We start from the raw sequence: 18,893 nt of genomic DNA, 5'->3' as shown, positions 1-18,893 counted from the left end.
TCTGATCTCATACGGCACGTTGTTCAGCCCTCCCGACCCCGCTCGCAGCACATCATGCGCAACCTTCCTATTCCCCTCCCCGGCCCAGACAGCAGCCCACGCCGGCAGGCCTTGCTGGCCCTGGCCGCAGCGTCTGCCTCGGCCTGGTGGCCCGCTGCATGGGCCGCCGATGCCTCCACCGAGGCTGCCGAATGTGTGGCCCCTTCGCGGCCCGGTGGTGGGTTCGACCTGACCTGCGGACTGGCCACACAGGCCGTGCAGGCCGTGCGCCCCGCCCGGCCGCCGCTGCGCACGCGCTACCTTCCGGGCGGCATTGGTGCCGTGGCGTTTGACCAGGTAGCCACCGGGCGGCTGGGCGGGCCGGGCACCCTGGTGGCGTTCTCCAGTGGCTCGCTGCTGAACATCGCGCAGGGCCGCTTCGGCCCCCACCCGGTGAGCGCCGTGCGCTGGATCGCCACCCTGGGCACCGACTACGGCGTGGTGGCCGTGCACCGCGACTCACCGCACCAGCACCTGCAGGATGTGGTGGCGGCGCTGCGCAAGGACTTGACCCGCATCGTTTTCGGGGCGGGCGGCACGCTGGGCAGCCAGGACTGGATGAAGGCCGCGCTGCTGGCGCGCGCAGCAGGGCAAGACCCCAAACGCATGCGCTTTGTCTCGTTCGAAGGCGGCGGCGAGGCCCTGAAGGCGCTGCGCGGCGGCCACATCGGCATCTTCACCGGCGACGCGGCCGAGGCCCAGCAGGCGGTTGAAAAGGGTGCGCCCCTGCGCTTCCTGGCAGTGCTGTCGCAGGCCCGCCTGCCGGGCGCCCTGGCTGGCCTGCCCACAGCGCGGGAGCAAGGCATCGACCTGGTCTGGCCCACGGTGCGCGGCCTGTATATGGCGGCCAGCGCCCCGGATGCGGCCGTGCGCGCCTGGGTGGCCGCTTTTGCCGACGCGCTGGCCGCCCCTGGCTATGCCGCGCTGTGCAGCCAGCACGGCCTGTACCCGTTTGCACGCACCGGCGCGGCGCTGGAGGACTTTGTGCAACGCAGCCTGAGCGAGTACCGCCAGCTGGCGCAGGAGCTGGGCCTGCGGTCCTGGCCGCGCTGAGGCGGTTACCGGCTCAGGGCACGAATCCGCCTCAAGCGGGGCGGATGGACAGCAGCGGCCAGCGCGCGGCAAATCGTTTGGAGGCCACACGCTCGCGGTAGGTTCGCGCATCGGCGCGCACCGGGTTGTGGCGAACGATCAAGTTGAACAAGTCGTCCAGACCGTGGGGTGCCACAACGCCGATGGAATCGTCCGCACGCAGGAAAACACCCACGCAAGTGGCAATCTCCGGCCAGGTGCCCACTCCGTCTTCCAGCGACTCCAATGGCGCCACTGGCTGCCCAAGGTGGCGGGCAAACCAGTGGTGCACGGTGGCCTGGTTGGTCACCTCCCACACCACGGACGGCATCTCCTGGCGCAGGCAGTGTTCCAGCGCCGCATCGTGTTCTGTGCCCTCCCGAGCGGGGTCGAAGTAGACAACATCCACATCGTCCAGCGGCGTGGGTTCTGCAAACCCATGCAAGTCGTCCCACACCAGAGACCGCACCGCACCGGCACCTATGCACCACGAGCCCAGCCCCAGCATCCGGACGGCACGCAGCGCCCCCATCAACGCAGGCGATGCACGAACCAGGGCGACAAGCCGGGTGTGGTGCTCGGTCCAGGAAGAGCTGTGGTGAGTCACGGGGCGGGCCCTACGCAGTAGTGATCTGGGGCCAAAGAAAACATCGGGGCAACGCCGACCTCTACCCCGCCCGGCCACGGGCAGGCGATCTCACTTCTCCAGCCACCACTGGATCACCACCTTGGCCAGAAACCCCAAAAACCCCACGCCCAGCCCCAGGAACAGCACAAAAGTGCCAAAGCGCCCGGCCTTGGACTCCCACGCCAGCTGCCCGATGATGAACAGCATGTACAGGATGAACGCGCCCACCCCATAGGTGAGGAAGAAGCCCGAGATCTGCGCCTCGGTAAAACCAAAGATCACGGTGCCACCCCACTTGTCTGCGCGGGTTTGGTGGCATCGCGTTCAGGCAGGCTGGAGGCATCGACCAGGTCGCGGTAGGCATGCCAGCTGGCATGGCCCAGCATGGGCATGACGGCGATCAGCCCCAGCAGCAGCGAGCCCAGCCCCAGCAGCGTGAACCCCAGGATCAGTGCCGCCCAGAACGCCATGGGCAGCGGGTTGCCGATCACGGCCTGCCAGCTGGTCAGCACGGCCTGCAGCAGCGTGGCGCGGCGGTCCAGCAGCAGGGGCATGGCCACCACGCTGGACGCAAAGATCGGCGCAGCCATCAAGCTGCCCAGAGCCAGCCAGATCTCGAACAGCCAGCCATTCCGTGCCAGCACCACATGGCGCAGAAAATCGAGTGGCGTGTGGATGGGCACCGGCGCCAGCAGCGTGATGAGCGCCGCCGACGTCATCACCCACCCCGTGGCCGCCAGCGCCAGCAAGGCGCCGAACTGCACCATGCACCAGTAGTCGTTGCCCCATTTGTTGACGTGGCTGCCCTGCCAGTTGAGCCAGGTCTTGAGCACCACACCCAGGTTCGCGGGCTCGCCGCGCTCCAGCGCACGGCTCAGCGCATAGAGGCTGGTGGCCAGCACCGGCGCCACCACCAGAAAACCCGACAGCGCCCCGGCCAGCAGCCAGAAGCGGTTGTGCGCCACCGCAAAGATGGCCGCCCCCAGCAGCGTGAGCGCCAGGCCATGGGCAAAGCTGATCCAGCCCGCACGCGCCATGTCGCGCCAGGCCAGAACGAGCCAGGTCATGGGCTGCATGAGGCCGATGCTGCGAACACGGGGCAAGGCGGGGGGATTGCGGGGCATGGTGGAATGGTCGGCGAGGCGACGGGTGAGTGTGGCGTCAACCGCCGGTGGGATCAAGCGCTCCGGCAGCGATGGCACGCCCAAGTCTTGACCTGCGACAAGAAACAAGGCGGGGGCCCGCCATGGCGCAGCTCAATGGTTGGCCGCTGCACACGCCCGCGAAACGGGCGCGGCCCCGGCCAGAAACGCCGGACAAGGGCCACGCCACAGCATGCGCATCGCCATCATCTCCAGGGGAAGGCGGCACAGGGGGGTTTCAAGTCAATCCAGCAATTCGCGCAGCGCTGTCAGGCTGCCCACCGTGGCGTGGGGCGGTGTGTCATACGGCCACGCATGCTCGGCGGGGTTGAACCACACGGCCTGCATGCCCGCATCCATGGCGCCCCGGGCGTCCAGGGCAGCGTCGTCGCCCACGTGCAGGACCTCGTGCGGCGGCACCTGCAGCATGCCGGCGGCGGCGTGGAAGATGCGCGCATCGGGCTTGGCCACGCCCAGCACTGCAGCGCTCAGGCTGTGCTGGAAATAGTGGCCAATGCCCACCTTGTGAACGTCCGCATTGCCGTTGGACACCGCCACCACCGGGTAGCGCGACGCGAGGAAAGCCAGCGTATCGTGGGCATCGTCGAACAACTGCACACGCTGGCGCTCGGCAAAGAACAGCTCAAACGCGGGTTCGGCCAGCGCGGGCTCGTCACCCGCCTGGGTCAGCGCCAGGCGAATGGACTCCCGGCGCAGCGCGCTCAAGTCGTGGTTCAAGTCGGGCCGCAGGGTCACCATCTGGTTGCGGATGGCGCGCAGCGCCTCAGTGCTCTGGAACAGGGCGGCCGTGGCGGGCGCGTGGTCTGTGAGCCACTGGAGCAGCAATGCCTCTGCACGTTCAATGGTGGGCCAGATGGGCCAGAGCGTGTCGTCCAGGTCAATGGTGATGGCGCGGATGCGGCCCTTGTCCAGCGATTGCGCCGGGGGCAGGTCAGGGATGGGTGCAGGCATGGTCTGGCGAGAATACCCGACACGCCCCACCCATTCACCCCGCAGGTCCATGCGCGGGTCCATGCACCCGTCAGCGCAAAGGGCCAGGGCCATTTGCCACAATGGGGCCATGCGCTCACCCTTTGCCCCCGAACCCCCCTACACCCACGGCCAGGCCGACCGCACCGCCGTGCTGCTGTGCAACCTGGGCACGCCCGACGCCGCCACGGCCCCGGCCGTGCGCCGGTATCTGGCGCAGTTCCTGGGCGACCACCGCGTGGTGGAGATTCCCAAGCTGGTGTGGTGGCCCATCCTGCACGGCATCATCCTGCGCACCCGCCCCGCCAAATCCGCCGCCAAATACGCCAGCGTGTGGACCCCCGAGGGCTCGCCCCTGGCGGTGTGGACGGCCAAACAGGCCACGCTGCTGCGCGGTTGGCTGGGCGAGGCCGGGCACGCCGTGCTGGTGCGCCATGCCATGCGCTACGGCAACCCCTCCATCGCCAGCCAGCTCGATGCGCTCAAAGCCGAGGGCGCCACGCGCATCCTGATCCTGCCGCTGTACCCGCAGTATTCAGCCACCACCACGGCCAGCCTGTTCGATGCGGTGTATGCCTGGGCCGCACGCACGCGCAACGTGCCCGAGCTGCGGTTTGTGAACCGTTATCACGATACCCCAGGCTACATCGACGCATTGGCCCGCACCATCGAAACCCACTGGAAACACCACGGCCAGCCCGACCAGCTGGTGATGAGCTTCCACGGCGTGCCCGAGCGCACGTTGCACCTGGGCGACCCCTACCACTGCGAGGCGCGCAAGACGGGCCGCCTGCTGGCCGAGCGCCTGGGCCTGCGCGCAGAGCGCTACCGCATCACCTTCCAGTCGCGCTTTGGCAAGGCCAAGTGGCTGGAGCCCTACACCCAGCCCACCATCGAGGCACTGGGCAAGGCCGGCACGCGGCGGGTGGACGTGGTGTGCCCCGGCTTTACCAGCGACTGCCTGGAGACGCTGGAAGAAATCAACATGGAAGTGCGCGAGGCCTTCTTGCACGCGGGCGGCCAGGAGTTTCACTACATCCCGTGCCTGAACGACAACAACCACTGGATCACCGCCCTGAGCCGCGTGGCCCAACAGCACCTGGCGGGCTGGCCCACCGAGGCGCCCACCGCCGCGGCGCTGGCCGATGCGCGCAGCCATGCGCAGGCGGGTGGCGCGCCTGCCGGTGCGTGCCCCGTGGCCCATTGACTGTTTACTATAATTTTTATAGCTACTAGCGCTTATCCATCAAGCGCTAGAGGCCAATTCTATTCATATTTTGAGATGGCAGACCCCGTCTGACGCCCTGCCCTCCCCCAACACCCGCACCGATGCCCGCTTCCGCCCTCGCCCCCCACCAACTGCGCCTGACCATCGACCCCGCCACGCTGGGCTTTGCCAGCACCGCCGAACTGCAAGACCTGCCCCTGCCCTGGATCGGCCAGGAGCGCGCGCAAGCCGCAGCCCAGTTTGGCCTGGGCCTGCACCAGCCTGACTACCACCTGTTTGTGCTGGGCGAAGTGGGCAGCGGCCGCGCGTCGCTGCTGCGCCAGGCCATGCAAGCGGCGGCCAGCCAGCGCGCCGTGCCGCCCGACCTGTGCTACCTGCACAACTTCGACATGCCCGACCGCCCCCGCGCCCTGCGCCTGCCGGCGGGCCAGGGCCGCCAGCTGCGCCAAGGCCTGGCCGACATGGCCAAGAACCTGCAGGCCGACATCCCCAAACGCCTGGCCGCCGCCGACTTCAAGGCCGAGGCCGAACGCATCGAGAAAACCTGGCAGGCGCAAGAGGCCGAGGCCTTTACGGTGCTGGACGCGTTTGCCGAAGCCCTCCAGTTCCGCCTGACGCGCGAGGGCGGGCAGATGGTGTTCACCCTCACCGGCCCCAAGGGCCAGCCGCTGACCGAAGCCGAAGCCCGCGCCCTGCCGCGCGAGCGCCGCGCCGAGATCGATGCCGCCGAGCAGGAAGTGCGCACCGAGATCGCCCGCTTTCTCGAAGCCGCCCGCCCGCTGGAGCGCGCCCGCGACGACGCCCTGGCCGCCCTGCGCCGCCAGACCATCAAGCCCCTGGTGGAACACGCCCTGCACGACATCCGGCAGGGCCTGCGCAAGCAGATCAAGGACACCGTCAAGCTCACGCACTGGCTCGACCAGGTGGAGCACGCGGTGCTGGGCGACATCGACCTGTTCGAGCCCCTGGACGCCGAACGAGGTAGCGACCAGGGCACCGATGCCGAAGACGACCGCAAGGACGCACTCGACGACCTGCTGGCCCGCTGCCAGGTGAACCTGGTGGTAGACAACCACGGCCGCACCGCCGCGCCCGTGGTGGTGGAAGACAACCCCACCCAGCGCACGCTGTTTGGCAGCATCGAGCATGGATCGGACGCCGACACCGTGCAGGCCGACCACACCGGCATCCACGCGGGCAGCCTGCTCAAGGCGCACGGCGGCTTCATCCTGCTGCACCTGCACGACCTGGCCGCCGAAGAAGGCCTGTGGCAGCGCCTGCGCCGCTTCTTGCGCTGCGGGCGCCTACAGATCGAGGAAGGCGGCGGCGGCCCGGGCCACGGCCCCGGCGGCGCCGTGGCGCTGCAGCCCGAGCCGGTGGACGTGGATGTGAAGATCGTGCTGATCGGATCGGTGGACGAGTACTACGCCCTGCAGGACGCCGACCCCGACGCCGCACGCCGCTTCCGCGTGAAGGTCGATTTTTCAGACCACTTTGCCGCCACCCCCGCTACCCACCACGCCACCGCCATCCTGGTGGCACAGGTCTGCAAGAAGCGCGGCCTACCCCCCTTCGGCCCCGACGCCGTGGCCCTGCTGCTGGAGCAAACCCACCGCGAGGCCGACGACCAGCGCCGCCAGAGCGCACGCTTTGCGCACACCGAAGCGCTGGCCATCGAAAGCGCCGCCCTGTGCAAGGCGCGCGGCGCCGCCCTGGTGCAGGCCGCCGATGTGCAGGCCGCCCTGGCCGCCCGCACCCAGCGCCACAACCAGCCCGAAGAAGAGTTGCACGACTCCATCACCGAGGGCGAGCGCCTGATCTCGCTGGCGGGCTCCATCACCGGCCAGATCAACGCCATGACGCAGATCGACCTGGGCGACTACCGCTTCGGCTTCCCCGTGCGCATCACCGCGCGCACCTTTGCCGGGCAAGAGGGCCTGCTCAACATCGAGCGCGAGGTCGATATGTCCGGCCCCATCCACGACAAGGGCGTGCTGATCCTGCACAGCTACCTCACCGCCCTGTTCAGCCACGTGGCGCCGCTGGCGCTGAATGCGTCCATCGTGTTCGAGCAGGAATACAGCGGCGTGGAAGGCGACTCGGCCTCATGCGCCGAGCTGTACGCGCTGCTGTCCAGCCTGTCAGGCCTGCCACTGCGCCAGGGCATTGCCGTGACGGGCGCACTCAACCAGCACGGCGAGGTGCTGCCCGTGGGCGGCATCAACGAGAAGATCGAAGGCTGGTTCCGCGCCTGCGCCACGGCGGGCCTGGATGGCACGCACGGCGTACTGATCCCCGCCCGCAATCAGCGCCACCTGATGCTGGACCGCAGCGTGCTGGACGCGGTGGAGCGCGGGCTGTTCCATGTCTACACCATGGGGCATGTGAGCGAGGGGATTGCGCTGCTGACGGGCGAGGCATCGGGCATGAGCCCGGCGGAGTTGCTGCAGGCGCAGGCCGATGAACTGGCCGGGGGAGCGGCCACGGTGGAGGACACGGTGATGCAGCGGGCGGAGGTGACGCTGCGGGCGTATCGGAGGGCTTGTCAGGTGGCGGGGGGTGCGCGGAGAGGGCGTGGGGGGCGGTAGGTAGGTCAGTGGCCTACAACATTGCATTTTCAGCATCCCGGCTGCCTAGCAGAGTTAGCGAGGTGTCGCGTGGCAGGTGTGGGTGCCAGGATTAACAATTGGCGAACTCAAGTTGGATCAAAAACTAGCTCAGTTTGTAGTGAGACAAGAACTATGACGAACTATGCAGCGGTTAATCTGCCTGGATGGCTTAACCCACTGGCGTACGAATTCACTTCTGCGCCGCCACTTGTCGTCTACCGGGATCAGATTGCAAAAGCTGGCCTGCGGGTTCTGGGCGAACCATTGACAGCTCAGCGCATCGTCACTGCTTCATGTCTCGGACTGACACTTGCGGACGATAGTGAACCGACCGGCGTACATCTTTCTGGCTGGGGACACAGCCTTGCATCGGCTGTTGCAGTGCTCATGCCGCCAGCGACATCAGTCACGGAGCATTCCGCAAAGCGCGCGAGACGCAAGTTCCAAGAACAGTTGCTGACGAACCAGGACAACTGGCCTGACTTGGCAGCGGTACGTGACTCCGCGTTCCTCTTGTGTGCAGATCACAAGCCTCCAGAGTACGGTTTGCCACATCAGTTGTACAGGCAGCACCAGCCAGACGAGCTTTTACCCTGGGCAGAAGTGCATGAACTGCTCGACAAGCTCGTGAAAATAGTGAGCCCTGCAGTTGCACCAACATGGATCGACGCGAGATCGTCTCTGCGAGAGGCTCTCGCAACCATCTTTGCGGAGACGTTCAAAAACACGCATGACCACGCCCGCGAGAACATCGATGGAAGTGATCTAGAAACGTCAGTACGTGCAATTTACGCTCGCTATTACCCCATGCAAGCAGTGCTGAAAGATATCGCTTCAATGCCAGGAGGTGATGTCACCCAAGCAGAACGCTATGTTCGCAGTTTTGCACCGCGAACAGTAAAACCTGGTGTACGTGAACCTGAAATGCCGACCGTCAGTGGCTTCCTTGAGATCAGCGTCCTCGATTCAGGCCCCGGCATGGCAGCAAGGTGGCTGCGTAGACCGGTGCAGGACCTTGACCCACGACTCCAACTCGAAGCAGTGCTGCAGTGCTTCGGTAAGGGCCGCACTACCACTGCATCGCCAGGTCGGGGGTTCGGTCTATGGAAGGTTCTGAGTAGCTTAATTGGACTACGCGGCTTTATCAGCGTCCGCACTAATAGCATTCACGCGTTCCGGCAATTCGGCTACACAGCTGCGACTGGCCAGGAGGAGCTACCGGGAGGACAGCGAGTGCCAAAAGAACAACTTTACGACTGGAAGCGCGGCCTTTCCACAGAACCAAGCGAGTATCCGCACGTACAAGGCACGGTCATTTCCTTCCTCATACCGATGGGGCAAGAATGAAATCGCTGCTGTTCCACTCATACGAAATCAAAAGTGCCGTCGGCCAACTCCGTCAGGTGTTGAGCATCTTCATCGCTTGTCACAACTTGAGAGTGAATGAGTTCGACGCCTTCATTGCGGCCGCGCTTGGCAAAGAGCCAGCCCCTGATGCCGTGTACATCACGGGCTATGAAGAGGATATTGAGAAAGTTCGATCCTGGCTTACCCAAGAAGACAATGTGACAGCGGATCGGCTCCGGACGGTCGTTGGCGTTGACGACGGTGCGTTGTGTCTGATTTCTTTCGAAGCCGCTACCGGCACTCATGTTGCGAGGAGGCTCGACTCAAGTGAAATTGCCGACGACGACATACTCCCAAGGGATCGCCAACTTTCTCTGCTCTCTGCTTTCCGTAACGCCGGCGGTGAACAACGAGCCCCCGTGGGGACTCACTTCGCGAAAACGTCGGACAGCCATTCCGATCGCTTCTTGCGCGTCTCCAACGTACTAGAGGAGGGCGCAAATGTACGCTTGATTGCTTTCTGGCTGATGCCACATCTATGGAAGATTCAGATCGGTTCCGTGATGGTTGATACGTCAGGCATCTATTCAATTGCGCTGACAGCGATACATGAGGCATCTATCCGGGGCGGACTTGAAGGAACACCCCTTGTATGGTCACATCGCTCTCACCAAGGAATTGCCGACATTGCATCTCAACAAGCGTCTGCAGCCTTGTGCTTGGTGTCTGCATCAACGTCGGGCGGCTTGGTCCAAAGACTTGTCGGCCAAGGAGCTCTACCTGAGCGAATCGTCACCTTGTTCTCCCTTGCAACGCCTGGAGCACAAGACGGGCACGTACTTTGCGACTTGACGGGCCAGAATGGAAAAGGGATTCAACGAATAGTCAACCACAAGGCAACCGAATGCCCCCTCTGCGAAAAGCACTTTCACCTCATTCGCATACAAGGTGACCAATTTTCAGTTTCTCCGCCTAACGTCACGACGCTGGAGATAAAAGCGGCGGATCTTACGGAACAGATCAAAGCGGAAGCGGGGGGCATTCTTGGGCTAGGTGCGTTTGTGGCCTACCGCCGTGGTTCTAATGGACGCATCGCCACTTTGGGCCTCAGGGTTGATCCCATATTGCACGGCGAGTTGTCCGAGAAAAATCGCGCTGCTCTTACTTCAAAACGTGAACGATGGCATGAACTTTTGCGCCGGTCGTCATCGGTATCAACGCGACATGTCGTAGCTGGTTCATACCCTGGTTCAAGGAGGATTGCAGATGATGTTGCAGAGGCAATCCGCAGTTCACTGCGAGACAACAATGCACCTGCAGTTGTCACACCAGAGCAGCTTCGCAACTCTTCCCCGCTAGCGAATACCTCGACGATCGTCATTGCTGCCTGTATTGACGAGGCTAAAGAGCTTCTCTCTGTTTCGCGTACGTTGAGAGATGTTCAGGAAGATGGTTCAACTTCGTATGTCGCTGTCGCGGATCTTATGGGCTCGAAAAGCGAGCGGGATCGACTGCGTTCGAATCTGACTTTTGGACAACACGGCCCCGGCACATTCAGCCTGCACACACTCTTTTGCCTGCCACTTAACTGCTACGAGGAAGTGCCAAGCTGGGAAGCTGAAGGTCAAGAACTCAAGCGGGTAATAGATTGGGCTGATGATTGCGAAATTGACGTGCCGGAAAGTTTAGAGCGACGTATCCAGTTCTTGCAAAAAGCACCTGCCGAAGGAATTGTCGAGAATCTTTTTTGGCCCGCGCCAGATGGCCGTGCACTTGCGCTGCGCTCTGATTTCACACTTATTCGAGATGCACGAAGAGACCCTCCTGCGACACAAGCCGATCTCTTCGCCGTCATGGGATTGATGCTTACAGCCCTCCGTCACAACGAAGATGTCAATCGGCGCTTGGCACACAACGCATACGAGCGCGTAGTGCTTTCTCCGCACAACTTTGACAGATTCAATGACGGAATTCTTCAAGCCAGCTTGCTCCGCTCGGCACGACCTCAGGAACTCGCTTATGGAGCATGTGACCTTTCCATAAGTGAGCAGATGCTCGACGTGTTAATGCACGCGCTGCCCGACGGAGATGTTCCTGAAAAGTCTGAAGCCCTTCTGGAGTTTCTTGTCGCACTGCTCACGCGCCGCATGAGCCTGCATACGATGCATATGGTGGATTTTTGCGAACGAGTTTCTAAGCTTCTTCCGATTTCAGACGTCAGAGGACTTATTGCTCGGTACCTTCTTCATCGAGAACAAAGCGGTAGATCTGGCGTGTAGATCGGTCCGTTGGTGTACTTGATACCACGCGCGACTTGGCGATCTCAGGCAGACTCTAGGCATTGGCTATGCATCCTAACTACGGGTCCTTAACCACCCCACCACATCCCCCGTCACCTCATCCCGATTCGTCTCAGTCAAGATTTCATGCCGCGCCGCCGGGTACAGCTTGACCGTCACATCGGCCGCACCGGCATCCCGATACCGCTGCCCCAGTTGCTGAATCAATACCCCGCCTGCGGCTAGCGGGTCTGCGTCGCCGGATGCGATGAGGATGGGCAGGTCGCTGCGAATGCGCGCGAGCAGCGCGGGGTCGGCCAGCCGGGGCGCGGGTGCGAAGAGTGAGGGGATCACGTCTTCCGGCACGTCCCATCCGCACCACGGGTCGGCCACGTAGGCATCGACCTCTGCAGCGTCGCGCAACAGCCATTCGTAGCCGGTGCGGTGCTCAAAGCCAGCGATGAATGCGGCGAGCCCGGTGGGAGCGTTGGCCATGCCGGCGGCGAAAAGGTCGAGAGCAGTGGAGCCTGACAGGACCGCGCCGGACCAGGTGGATGCTTGGTCCAAAATCGCCGCCTGCGCTGCGAACTAGCCCATGGAGTGCCCGAACAGCAAGAGCGGGAGGCCAGCATGCTGCTACGCGACGTGAGCGTGAAGTCCCTCTCGTACGGCGAAGCTGCCAGGCCCTGATAGCGGCTAAGCTGCGTGAGCCAACCCTTTGTCTTCGCTCAGCCATGCCCTCTAGCCTTCACCTCTTCGACCCCGATCGCCATGCCCTGCCGCTGCCTGAGAGCTTTGCGGCGCTGGAGGCCATGCGCGAGTTACTGCACGCGCGTGCCGATGGCAAGAACCTGCGCTTTGTCGAGTTCGCGCTGCGGTTCGAGGATCGCTTCAAGGACGCGGGCCGCACCACGCCCTTGCAGCAGGCCAACGCCTGCCGTCGCGCGGCATGGCAGTTTGACCTGCCGAGCGTGGACGAGATGCCTGCATACCGGGCGGCTGTGGAGATTGCCGGTGCACTGGGATTGGTGGCGTATGACGCGACGCTGGGCGTAGGTTTTCTGCCCGACGGCCGGGTAGTGCCGACCGAGTTCGCGCAAGCCGCCACGCCTGTGGCGCCCGCCGAAAAGCTGCCCTGGGGGGCTCGCCCGCCAGATGCGCTGCGCGGCGAGAGCGAGGTGCGAGAAGTTTTGGCCCCTGCCCTGGCGCGCGCTATGGCAGGCAGCGGTTTTGAGCTGGAAGCTGCACCACCCGACGAGCCCGGCGCGCCCATCGTTCTCGCCCGACGGCTCGGTGCGGTGCGTCAGGTGCTGGCAGTGAATCTGATGCGCTATGAAGCGCTGAACCTGACCCTGCGCGTGTGGCATGACGCTTGTACCGCTGTGCTGGCACAAGCCCTGGGCCCCGAGCCTCACCGGGACACCGCCTTCGAGTTGGGCATGGCGTTCTTCGAGCCCGGGCCGGGATCCCTGCACCGCTGGACACTCGAACGTCTGTCGCAATTGCCAGCGGTCCTTGCGCTGGTATGTGGTCGGGTTCTGCCCCTGGCGGGTCTGTGCACTGACCTGCATGGGCTGGACCAACTGCTCAACGACGCCAGCGCCGACACGGTGCGTACTCCCTACCGCAACGCCTACACCTGGTCGGGCCGCCCTGACGGCTCCGACGGCTCGCGCAGCCTGCGTGAAGAGGTATTCCCGCATGCGCAGCGCCTCATCATTGCCTACCTCAACGGCAACCCCATGGCACCCGCCATCGCCCGCGAGCTGGAGGACCATTGGCAGCACAGCAGCTACTGGCGCGCGCCTCAGGAACGCGAGGCCCTGGCGGCCGTGCGCGCCACGCTGGCCCACACGCCGCCACTGGCCCGCTGGAACGACATAGCTGCCTGGAAGGCCGCACTACGCCCTATTCCTGCATCGCTGCAGTCACACACCCCCGACCCGCGTGGGCGGCGCTGTCACCACTATGAAGTGACCGAAGCCTTGCACCAGGACCTGCGCAAAGACCCAGGCGGCTTTTGGGCCAGGTTCGCCGGTCCGGATGGTGCTTCCGAGGTCACGCGCGTGTGGCAAGACAAGGCCTCCACCTTGCCAGGCTCCGCGCGCATCCCCCCGGATGGACTCGGATGCCATGTGGCCACCCTGCCCGGCAGGGCTGGTGAGGGCGCGGTCGAAGTGGTGTGCCTTTGCTTTCCACCCATCACGGGCCTCGACGAGCATCGCTTCTTGGCACTGGCTCGCCGCGGCGACATATCACGCATGTTCCGCATGGGCTACGAAAACGGACTGGACGACGACGGCCAAATGCAGCTTCGCATCGAGTACGGGGTACGCCACGGGAACGCCGACGTTATCACCCGCGAAACGCTGGATGCCGAGCTGAACATGCAGGCATTCCTGGAGAGGGTGGCAGAGCTGTTCGCATGAACTGGCGTTGGAGCCGTTTCAACAGACTGCTGCTACGGGAGCCGTGACTACGCAATGCGGGAACGCGCCCGCAGCCACGCCACGATATCCCCCGTCACCTCATCCCGATTGGACTCATTCAGGATTTCATGCCGCGCCGCCGGGTACAGCTTGACCGTCACATCGGCCACACCGGCATCCCGATACCGCTGCCCCAGTTGCTCCAATAAGACCCCGCCTGCGGCCAGCGGGTCCGCATCGCCGGATGCAATCAGGATGGGCAAGTCGCTGCGGATGCGCGCGAGCAGCGCGGGGTCGGCCAGCCGGGGCGCAGGCGCGAAGAGTGAGGGGATCACGTCGGGCGGCACGTCCCAGCCGCACCACGGGTCTGCCACGTAGGCATCGACCTCGGCAGCGTCGCGCGACAGCCATTCGTAGCCGGTGCGGTGCTCAAAGCCCGCGTTGAATGCCGCGAGCCCTGCGGGTGCGTCGGCGGGGGCATTGGCCATGGCGGCGGCGAACAGATCGAGGGCGGTGGAGCCTGACAGGATGACGCCAGACCAGGTGGATGAATGATCCAGGATGGTCGCCTGCGCTGCGAACGAGCCCATGGAGTGGCCGAACAGGAAAAGCGGAAGCTGCTGCCCATGCTGCCCATGCTGCGCACGCAGCAGCGCGCCGAACTGGGCCACGTCGGCAATGAGGCCGTTGAAGCCAGCGCTGCCAAAGTCACCCAGCTTGCCACCTGCCGTGCGCCCGTGGCCGCGATGGTCCACGGCGTGGACGATGAAGCCTGCGGCGTTCAGGGCCCGCGCAAAGCGGTCGTAGCGCTCGCCGTGCTCGGCAAGGCCGTGGGAGATTTGCACGACGCCCACAGGTTGGCCCGGGGTTTGGGCCCAGGTGTAGGTGGTGACCTGGGTGCCGTCTGCGTTGGACTGGAAGGAGGAGGTGGTGGTAGTGCTCATCGGTTCATTCTGCACGGGGCGTGGCGGTGTGTCACGGTCACATTTCCCGGACCCATCACCTTCCATCACCATTCAATTTTTGCCGTGCAGAGGCTTCCCAGTCACCATCAACTCCAACCAGCCCCATGCGCATTCCCACTCTCACGGCGCTTGTGGCGGCTTTTGCAGCTGCGTCAAATGCAGGGGCCCAGGCCGTGAACACGCCAGCCCAAGAACGCGGAGCGACGGCTGGTTAAACCACGTCCCCAGACACCACAGACGCCGGCCGAAGCCCATGCCCGGGGCGCAGGCATAGTGGAGGGCGCGCAAGATGAGAGGGTCTGCGGCGATTTCGTCGCGGTTCCAGTTGCGTTGCCGGTCCCGCCCCCACCAATTTTGTCGAAACCCCTCTGCGACACAATTTCGCCGGCGCCCCAGCGGGGCCAAAGCCGTACATGCCGGTGAATTCAAACTTCAGGCCACCCCTATGACTTCCAGCAAGGACAAACAGCTGATGGGCACTGAGCCTTCGGGTGCAATCCAAGCAGCGCATGCTTGTGCTGCTTCTCGATCTGCAATCAAGACTTTTTGGAACGCAAATCAAGGCGATCGAACGGCCCTAAGTCTCGCATTGGACGATTGCCTTGACGTCGATTCGAGCCTGTTTGGGGACACGAAGCTGAATGCAGCGATTGAGCATATTTCGCAATGCAGTGCCTGCCTTGAGTGGAGAAAATCGGAGCTGGAGCCAGAACGGTACGAATGGATAAGGATGTCTCAAGCGTACTGTTGCACTGAGATGTTTCACGCCGTTCAGGGTGCCGATGCAGGCCTTGCAATCCGTTTTGGCTTGGCCGGCCCAGAGAGTCTGCCGTGTTGGTGGGTCGAACCGAGCAAGACTGTCATTCGACATTGCCCCTGGTGTGGTTCATCCTTGACTCAAATGCATCCACATTTGACCGCTGCCACCCGCTCGGCCTGACACTGCACTGGACATCATCAGCCAGTCCATCACCAAGCTCCCGGAATGCCCCTCTTCCTTGACCTCGACCGCTTTCTGCAAGCCCAGGAGCCCGTTTGGCCCCGCGTGATTTCCGAGCTGCGGGCGGGCAAAAAGCGCACGCACTGGATGTGGTTTGTGTTTCCGCAGATCAAAGGGCTGGGGCACAGCGACATGGCGCAGCGCTACGCTATTCAATCGCTGGCAGAGGCGCGGGCGTATCTGGCGCACCCGGTGCTGGCAGGCCGCCTGCGCGAGTGCTGCCAGATCCTGCTGGGGTTGGAGACGTCTTCTGCGCTGGATGTGTTGGGCTCGCCAGACGACCTCAAGCTGCGCTCCAGCATGACGCTGTTTGGCGAAGCTTCTGCGCCGGGCAGCGTGTTCGAGGCGGTGCTGCAAAAGTATTTCGGCGGGGCAAAAGACCCGCGCACGGTCCAACTGCTTGGGTAGCTGGCTGCGCAGCTGCGGGCACCGTGTGTCTCGTGCAGGGCATGCCCCGGCGCGGCGGCCGGGCCGTTCAGGCTGTGGGCCGTGGGGGAATCGGGTGCGAAGCCGTTGCCTGCAGGCGCCCCGCCATCCCCTGTTGATTGGCCGTCTGCCTGCAGCGAAATTCGGTCGGGGTGCACCCCGCCTCCCGCTTGAAGAACTTGGCGAAGTTCGCCAGATCGCTATAGCCCAGGCCCTCGGCAATGCGCGCCACCGGCCAGGTGGTGTGGGCCAGCAGGCGCTTGGCCTCCAGAACGATGCGGGCAGAAATGAAGGCCTTGGGCGTGACTCCGGCTGCTTCCAGCGACGCGCGCACCAGGCTTTTCTCGGAGCAGCCCAACTGCTGCGCATACCGGGGCAGCTGGTGCCAGGTGGCAAAGTGCTTCTCCACCAGCAACTCAAACGCCTTGAATCTCTGCAGCGCGCGCCCCGGAGGAACACTCTGCGCGGACTGCTGCTCGTGCGCCATGCGCAGCCGCGTCAGCAAGGCATAGAGCTGGTAGCGCAACAGGGCATGGGCATGCAGCGATGCGGCGTGGGTCTGCGTGTCCTGGTGCATCTGCGCAATGGCGTGGGCAATCACCGGCGCGCTGTCGCTGCCCAGCGCCCACGCGGTCGGCAGGCCGTCCAGCCCGTCGACCGGGGCCTGCGCCTGCGCGGCGGGGGCCGCTGCCCACAGAAATTCGGGGCGGAACAGCACCATCCACCCGTCCCAGTCCTGGGTGTCTCCAAAGCTGTGGGCCTTGCCGGGCCGCAGGACCAGCACCGAGCCCGGGCCGCAGCGCACATGCTCGAAGTCCACCAGGTGGAGGCAGGTTCCCTGCGTCACAAAGATCAGGGTCGGAAAGGCGTAGCGGTAGGTGGACGCCAGCGCCTCGCCGCCCACCCGTTGCCGCAGGTCCGATACCCGGAATATCTCAAGGTCGAGCGGGTACAGCCCCTCGGGCTGGTAGCTCAGGTGCTGGATGTCGGGGTGGCGGGCTGCGGCGGGTTTGTGGTGGCGTGGGGTCATGGGTCAGCAACGGCGGGGTGCAGAGGTTTGTCCTGAAGTGACAGTAAATCGCCCGGTTTACACCGCCTTCAGGGGCTTTTATTGTCCAACAATGACCTCACAGCGCCCACTGGGCGTTGCCCTAAATTCACCAAGGAATCCCCATGCACGCCATTGAAATCGCCAAGACCTACATCCAAGCCGCACAAACCGGCGACCAGACCACCCTCGGCCGCGTCATCTCGCCCGACGTGGTTTGGCACCAGCCGGGCCACAACCAGTTCTCGGGCACGCACCGTGGCATGGCCGCCGTGGGCCAGATGCTCGGCCAGATGATGGCCGTGTCGAAAGGGACGTTTGCGATCACCCGGGCCGACCATTACATGGCCAACGGCGACTGGGTGGCCGTGAGCATCGAGTTTGCGGGCGAGCGCGACGGCCTCACGCTCCAGCAGGCGGGTGTGGACCTGCTGCGTATCGCCGATGGAAAGATCGTTGAAGTCCGCCTGTTCTCCAGCGATCCGGCGCAGGAAGACGCGTTCTGGGGCCAGTGATTCCCCACCCCTGCCCGCGCACGCTGCCCCCACCAGGTTGGGCTGCGTACGCGGGTATTTTTTGGATCAATTTGGCACCCAGCGCTTACCCGCATTCACTTATCGCTATCCAATTCATAGCAAATTGATTCCTCCCTCAGGGTTGCGCGGCTTGAGTGCCCGCACCCGGTAGCCCGCCGACAGTAGGTGCACGTCCCAGCGCTGCTGCACCGCGCCCCAGATGCCCTTGGGCAGGAACAGCGCGAACAGCATGGCAATGGCGCCCAGCCCAATGAGATACAGCACACCCTGCCCGCCCCATAAGGTCTCGACCGCAAAGAAAAGCAGCGCGCCGAGTATGGGGCCTTCCATGGTGCCTATCCCCCCCACCAACACCATGAAGATCATGTAGGCCGTCCACTGCACGCTGAAATAGGTCTTGGGCTGAAAGCTGATCGACGTGGCCAGCCACAGCCCACCGGCCAGCGCGCAGCCAAACGCCGACAGCACAAACACCAGCCGCTTGATGGCGACCACGCGCACACCGAGCGAAATGGCCGCCGTCTCGTTGTCGCGAATGGCCTGGGCGGCCGTGCCCACCTTGCTGCGCAGAAGCAGGAAGACCACCCAGCACAGCCCCGCCATGGCAGCCAGCGCGGCCCAGTAGGTATACGCGCGCCGGTCGTCGGCCGCGTATTGCTGCAGCGCGATCATCGAGGTGCCCGTCTCGCCCTGCACCAGGCTGTCCAGGTTCACACACAGGTGCGCAAGCGCCGCTACCACCCACATGCCGATCGCAAATTCGCCGCCCTGCAGGCGCAGCATGAAAGCCGCCAGCGGCACCGCCACCAAGGCCACCAGCACAGCGCCCACCAGCAGCGCCGGGTACGGGCCCAGGCCCGCATCGGCCAGCCGCACCATGGCGTAGGCCCCGAGGCCAAAGAACGCCTGGTGGCCAATCGACACCAGCCCGGCGTAGCCCGCCAAAGCGTTCCACATCACGGCCAGGATCACGTAGATGAACAGCGTGGTGAGCCGGTCTACCGTGCCTGCCTGCAGCCACAGCGGCCCCAGGCAGAGCACGGCCAGCAGCAGCACGGTGGCGCTGGCGAAGGCGATGGACGCGCGCGTCCAGCGCTGGATGACCCATGGGGATGGACCCGTGGGTGCGGGAGGTGCAGAAATCATGGGAGGAGCA

The 18,893-nt window shown here is 64.4% G+C and carries 16 protein-coding genes; 8 read left to right on the top strand and 8 right to left on the bottom strand.

Translation table 11 applies throughout. The features are described 5' to 3' along the window. Positions 1 to 54: 54 nt before the first annotated feature. Entirely contained in the window at positions 55 to 1,092 is a 1,038-nt protein-coding gene (locus ASE39_RS21265; RefSeq protein WP_057272441.1) for a tripartite tricarboxylate transporter substrate-binding protein, read from the top strand. Between the two features lie 31 nt (positions 1,093 to 1,123). Here ASE39_RS21265 and ASE39_RS21260 read toward each other — a convergent pair whose 3' ends face one another. The 4 genes from ASE39_RS21260 to ASE39_RS21245 form a co-directional block, all read right to left on the bottom strand. Continuing rightward, positions 1,124 to 1,717, bottom strand: coding sequence for a nucleotidyltransferase family protein (locus ASE39_RS21260; RefSeq protein ID WP_242421523.1), 594 nt, complete (start codon positions 1,715 to 1,717; stop codon positions 1,124 to 1,126). Between the two features lie 90 nt (positions 1,718 to 1,807). Next, entirely contained in the window at positions 1,808 to 2,020 is a 213-nt protein-coding gene (locus ASE39_RS21255; protein WP_010460530.1) for a DUF2788 domain-containing protein, read from the bottom strand. After that, positions 2,017 to 2,862, bottom strand: a complete 846-nt coding sequence (locus ASE39_RS21250) for a DUF2189 domain-containing protein (protein WP_057272538.1) — start codon at positions 2,860 to 2,862, stop codon at positions 2,017 to 2,019. The genes ASE39_RS21255 and ASE39_RS21250 overlap by 4 nt, the downstream gene beginning before the upstream one ends. A gap of 261 nt (positions 2,863 to 3,123) precedes the next feature. Continuing rightward, a complete protein-coding gene (locus tag ASE39_RS21245; RefSeq protein WP_035197326.1) occupies positions 3,124 to 3,852 on the bottom strand; it encodes an HAD-IA family hydrolase in 729 nt (242 codons plus the stop codon). Positions 3,853 to 3,961: 109 nt separating this feature from the next. Between ASE39_RS21245 and hemH the strand changes: the two genes are divergently transcribed. From hemH to ASE39_RS26645, 4 genes are all read left to right on the top strand, one after another. After that, a complete protein-coding gene (gene hemH, locus ASE39_RS21240; RefSeq protein WP_057272440.1) occupies positions 3,962 to 5,077 on the top strand; it encodes a ferrochelatase in 1,116 nt (371 codons plus the stop codon). Between the two features lie 122 nt (positions 5,078 to 5,199). After that, the gene (locus ASE39_RS21235; protein ID WP_057272439.1) at positions 5,200 to 7,686 is read left to right on the top strand and encodes an ATP-binding protein; all 2,487 of its coding nucleotides are present in this window, start codon (positions 5,200 to 5,202) and stop codon (positions 7,684 to 7,686) included. A gap of 153 nt (positions 7,687 to 7,839) precedes the next feature. Further along, a complete protein-coding gene (locus tag ASE39_RS26650) occupies positions 7,840 to 9,054 on the top strand; it encodes a hypothetical protein (protein WP_140426852.1) in 1,215 nt (404 codons plus the stop codon). Continuing rightward, a complete protein-coding gene (locus tag ASE39_RS26645) occupies positions 9,051 to 11,333 on the top strand; it encodes a hypothetical protein (protein ID WP_140426851.1) in 2,283 nt (760 codons plus the stop codon). Before ASE39_RS26650 ends, ASE39_RS26645 begins: the two co-directional genes overlap by 4 nt. Positions 11,334 to 11,408: 75 nt before the next feature. Here ASE39_RS26645 and ASE39_RS21225 read toward each other — a convergent pair whose 3' ends face one another. Next, positions 11,409 to 11,903 carry an alpha/beta hydrolase gene (locus tag ASE39_RS21225; protein WP_348981580.1) on the bottom strand — a complete coding sequence of 165 codons (495 nt, stop codon included), beginning with the start codon at positions 11,901 to 11,903 and terminating at the stop codon, positions 11,409 to 11,411. A 164-nt stretch (positions 11,904 to 12,067) separates the two neighbouring features. Between ASE39_RS21225 and ASE39_RS21220 the strand changes: the two genes are divergently transcribed. Further along, complete coding sequence (locus tag ASE39_RS21220; protein WP_057272437.1) at positions 12,068 to 13,762, top strand: hypothetical protein; 1,695 nt, start codon at positions 12,068 to 12,070, stop codon at positions 13,760 to 13,762. A gap of 47 nt (positions 13,763 to 13,809) precedes the next feature. On the opposite strand, the gene ASE39_RS21215 is transcribed toward ASE39_RS21220, so the two are convergent. Then, on the bottom strand, positions 13,810 to 14,706 hold the full coding sequence (locus ASE39_RS21215; RefSeq protein ID WP_057272436.1) for an alpha/beta fold hydrolase: 897 nt from the start codon (positions 14,704 to 14,706) through the stop codon (positions 13,810 to 13,812). A 1,006-nt stretch (positions 14,707 to 15,712) separates the two neighbouring features. On the opposite strand from ASE39_RS21215, the gene ASE39_RS21210 reads away from it, so the two are divergent. Then, on the top strand, positions 15,713 to 16,135 hold the full coding sequence (locus tag ASE39_RS21210; RefSeq protein WP_057272435.1) for a DUF1810 domain-containing protein: 423 nt from the start codon (positions 15,713 to 15,715) through the stop codon (positions 16,133 to 16,135). Between the two features lie 67 nt (positions 16,136 to 16,202). Here ASE39_RS21210 and ASE39_RS21205 read toward each other — a convergent pair whose 3' ends face one another. Then, entirely contained in the window at positions 16,203 to 17,183 is a 981-nt protein-coding gene (locus ASE39_RS21205; RefSeq protein ID WP_082615536.1) for an AraC family transcriptional regulator, read from the bottom strand. A gap of 143 nt (positions 17,184 to 17,326) precedes the next feature. Here ASE39_RS21205 and ASE39_RS21200 point away from each other — a divergent pair, with 143 nt between their 5' ends. Beyond that, a complete protein-coding gene (locus tag ASE39_RS21200) occupies positions 17,327 to 17,716 on the top strand; it encodes a nuclear transport factor 2 family protein (RefSeq protein WP_057272434.1) in 390 nt (129 codons plus the stop codon). Positions 17,717 to 17,830: 114 nt separating this feature from the next. On the opposite strand, the gene ASE39_RS21195 is transcribed toward ASE39_RS21200, so the two are convergent. Then, complete coding sequence (locus ASE39_RS21195; protein WP_057272537.1) at positions 17,831 to 18,883, bottom strand: branched-chain amino acid ABC transporter permease; 1,053 nt, start codon at positions 18,881 to 18,883, stop codon at positions 17,831 to 17,833. Positions 18,884 to 18,893: the final 10 nt, after the last annotated feature.

This window comes from Acidovorax sp. Root267, from assembly GCF_001429215.1.
Classification (GTDB): Bacteria; Pseudomonadota; Gammaproteobacteria; order Burkholderiales; family Burkholderiaceae_C; genus Acidovorax; species Acidovorax radicis.
Note: the sequence above shows the minus strand (reverse complement) of the source record. Positions and strands in the feature narration are given on the sequence as shown.